The organism is Methylobacterium trifolii (assembly GCF_022179685.1).
Classification (GTDB): Bacteria; Pseudomonadota; Alphaproteobacteria; order Rhizobiales; family Beijerinckiaceae; genus Methylobacterium; species Methylobacterium trifolii.
This window is the reverse complement of the sequence record NZ_BPRB01000161.1, coordinates 1-3,363: the sequence shown is the minus strand read 5'-3', so window position 1 is coordinate 3,363 and position 3,363 is coordinate 1. Positions and strand designations below refer to the sequence as shown.

At 73.2% G+C, this 3,363-nt stretch carries 3 protein-coding genes; 1 reads left to right on the top strand and 2 read right to left on the bottom strand.

The genetic code is table 11. The features are described from left to right. Positions 1-250 precede the first annotated feature (250 nt). A complete protein-coding gene (locus COGEMETH_RS14570) occupies positions 251-421 on the bottom strand; it encodes a hypothetical protein (RefSeq protein WP_238183354.1) in 171 nt (56 codons plus the stop codon). 87 nt (positions 422-508) lie between these two features. Further along, on the bottom strand, positions 509-1,780 hold the full coding sequence (locus COGEMETH_RS14565) for a glycosyltransferase family 4 protein (RefSeq protein WP_238183353.1): 1,272 nt from the start codon (positions 1,778-1,780) through the stop codon (positions 509-511). Between the two features lie 130 nt (positions 1,781-1,910). On the opposite strand from COGEMETH_RS14565, the gene COGEMETH_RS14560 reads away from it, so the two are divergent. Then, positions 1,911-3,176: a glycosyltransferase family 4 protein gene (locus tag COGEMETH_RS14560; protein WP_238183352.1), complete on the top strand. Its 1,266-nt coding sequence runs from the start codon at positions 1,911-1,913 to the stop codon at positions 3,174-3,176. Positions 3,177-3,363 lie beyond the last annotated feature (187 nt).

The window sequence follows — 3,363 nt, the reverse complement described above, 5'->3', positions numbered from 1 at the left end:
TCCCGCACGGGAGAGGGAGAACGTCGCGCTTCGAGCGACCTGTCCGGTTCCGCTGCGCGCAGATGTGTGAATTCGGCAGCCCTTGCGGGTCGGGTTTGGGGATGGGGGGCCGCCCAGGATCGAGCGTAACGGTGCCTCCTGCACCACCCCCACTTCCGGCTCCTCCCCGCAAGGGGGAGGAGAGGGCCCGTTGTCAGCCCGTATCAAATCCTCCTCCGCAGGGAAGGGCGGCGCCCGTGCCCGGACGCCCCTACTTCGTGATCTTCACCGAGACCGGATCGCTCGACGGGAACGTCTCTTCCAGGGCGTCGTCGAGGCGCTTGCCCATCTTGTCCTGGGTGTTCTCCGGGTTGGCCTTGTCGTCCGGCTTCGTGCCGGGCGTGTCCGCGCCCTTGGGCGTCGTCTTGTGGTCGTCGGCCATGTGAGGCTCCTCGGATGACGGAGGCACCGCGCGGGTGCCGGTTGTCGTCAACGCGAGGATCGCCCCGGTGTTTCCGGGCCTGAGCGATCAGGCCACGGCGACGGCCGGGCCGCGGGGGGCCGGCCGGGCCGGGCCGCGGTGCGGGGCCGCCTCGCGCAGCACGGCCTCGTAGACCGTTCCCAGCCGGTCGAGATGGGCGTCGAGGCTGAGGGGGCGAGCCCAGTAGCGGGCGTGGGCCGCCCGGCCCATGCGTTCGGCGAGCGCGTCGTCCGAGAGGCGGCGCAGGTGCGCGGCGAGCGCATCCGGGTCGCCGGAGCGGAACCAGAACCCGGTCTCGCCGTCCTCCACCGCCTCGCGGCCGGCGCAGGCGTCGCTGACCACCACCGGCGTGCCGCAGGCCAGGGCCTCGTAGACCGTGAGCGGCTGGCCCTCGTACCAGACGCTCGGGAAGACCAGGGCGCGGGCCGCGCGCATGAGGGCCAGCACGCCGGCCGGGTCCCGCCATCCCAGCATCATTGCTTCAGGATAGCGAGCCGCAAGCTCCGCCCGCTGCTCGCCGTCGCCGACGAAGACCGGGCGTACGCCGGCCCGCCGCGCGGCTTCCGCGAAGACCGGGGCGCCCTTCTCCTTCGAGACGCGCCCGACGAACAGGAAGTCGCCGGGCGGCCCGGCCTGGATGGGCGCCCGCTCCACCGAGATCGGGTTGTCGACCCGGTGGAAGGTGGTCCCCGCCGGCATCAGGGGCGCCACGACCCGCTCCTGCAGGTCGCTGATGGTGACGACGTGGCGGAACAGCTCGGGCAGGCGCGCCACGTGCTCCAGCCCGACATGGCGCACCACCCGCGCGAGCTTGCGCGGGTAGCTCTGGGCGTCGCAGTTCGTGGACAGGCAGGCCCCGGACATCGGCCTGCGGTGGCAGATCTGCGCGGCCCGGTAATCGTAGAATCCGCCGTTGGGGCAGACCAGGAAGAACTCGTGCATGGTGTAGAGCACCGGCAGCCCCGAGGCCCGCAGGGCCACGCCGATGGCGGGCGAGAGCGACTTGGCGAAGGCGTGCACGTGCACCACCGTCTCCCGCGGGTCGTGGCGGGCGAGTTCCTGGGCGAGCGCCCTGGCCGCCGGGCGGTTCCAGATCGCCTGGACCGCGAAGGCGAGCTTGTTCCTGGCGGTCGTCACATCGTCCTGGTTCAGGCACACCACCCGCACGCCCGCCGCCTCCAGCCGCGGGTCGGCGGGGCCGACCGCGGCAAACAGCGTGACGCGCAAGCCCCGGCCCGCGAGCCCGAGGGCCGAATCGATCGCGACCTTGGCCTGTCCGCCGTTGATCGAGGCGTGGTCGGCGACGAGGACGACGTTCACGGGGCTGTCCGGGTGCGAGGGCTTCCAGCCCACCCGTTTACCGGACGGCAGTTGATTGCCCGTAAATGTCGGGCCGCGCGATCCGCCCCCGGTCGGCGGCGCGCGCGTCACACGAAGGTCGAGGCGGGCCATGCACGTCGTCATCCTGGCCGAGTTCGCCACGGCGAGCGGGGGGGCCGAGAAGGTCGCCCTCGAATCCGCCCGCGGGCTCGCCGACCGCGGCGTCGCGGTGACCTACGTCCAGGGCGTCGACGGGCCGGCGGACCCGCTGCTCGACCATCCCGGCATCCGCCGCATCGGCCTGGGGCTCGCCGACGTCTGGAGCCGCAACGCCCTCTCGGCCGCCGCCGCCGGGATCTGGCACGCGGCGGCCGCGGCCCGGCTGAAGCAGGCGCTCGCCGGGCTGCCGTCGCGGGCCGACTGCATCCATGTCCACCAATGGACCCGCAGCCTGTCGCCGAGCGTGTTCCCGGTGCTGTTCTCCACCGGCGCCCCCGTGGCGTTGACCCTGCACGACTACTTCCTCGCCTGCCCGAACGGCGTCTATTACCGCTTCGACACGGCCGAGCCCTGCGCCGTGCGCCCGATGTCGGCCGCCTGCCTCATTGCGCCCTGCGATGCCAAGAGCCGGCTGCACAAGCTGGTGCGCGTCGCCCGCACGGCCGCCCTCGGCCGGGCGCTGCGCGGGCATACCCTCGACGTGGTCCATGTCTGCGACGCCAGCCGGTCCCGGATGGGGGCGATGCTCGGCGGCTATGCGCTACGCCATCACCGCATCGACAACCCGGTGCGGACGGCACCCGCAGACCCGGCCGATCCGGCACGCGGCGATGCCATCGCCTATGTCGGCCGCCTCACCCGCGAGAAGGGGGCCGACCTCGTGGCGGATGCCGCCGTCGCCGCCGGCCTGCCGGCCCTGTTCGTCGGGACCGGCCCCCTGGAGGCGGAGCTGCGCGGCAGGCCCGGCGTGGAGCTTCTGGGCTGGCAGTCTCCCGAGGCGGTTGAGGCGATCCTGCGCGGCCGTGCGCGAGCGCTCGCCGCCCCCTCCCGCTGGTTCGAGACCGGGCCGCTCACCGTCTACGAGGCCCTGGCGCAGGGCATCCCCGTCGTGGCCTCCGACCGGTCGGGGGCGGCGGAGAAGGTCCGGGACGGCCGGAGCGGCTTCGTGGTGGCCCCGGAGCCGGCAGCGCTGGCGCGCGCCTTCGCGGCCCTGCGCGAGGACGGGCTGGTCGAACGCATGGGCCGCGAGGCCCGCGCCCGCTTCCGGGATGCGCCGATGACGATCGCCGCCCATGCGGCCGCCTTGCACGACCTCTACGGGCGCCTGCTGCGCGAGCCGGCTCGTGCGCCGCAACACGGCATTGCCGCCGTCGTAGGCCTGAACACGACCTCGTGACCCTCCGGCCAAGGTCGGCCGGAGCCTGACGCGACGGGTTGAAGTTTCCTGCAAACTGTAACTTTACGCCCGCGCCGCGGGGGCGGCTACCGAATCGCCGCCGCGCGGTCCGGATGCTGCCATGCGCCTCGCGTCACCTTGGATGCATTCAGATCCGCGCGATCGATAGGACACCTCGAAATACCCC

What these genes read in the sequence shown, in the direction of transcription:
- COGEMETH_RS14570 (WP_238183354.1), bottom strand. Translation starts at nt 421, where the DNA reads ATGGCCGACGACCACAAGACGACGCCCAAGGGCGCGGACACGCCCGGC.
- COGEMETH_RS14560 (WP_238183352.1), top strand. Translation starts at nt 1,911, where the DNA reads ATGCACGTCGTCATCCTGGCCGAGTTCGCCACGGCGAGCGGGGGGGCC.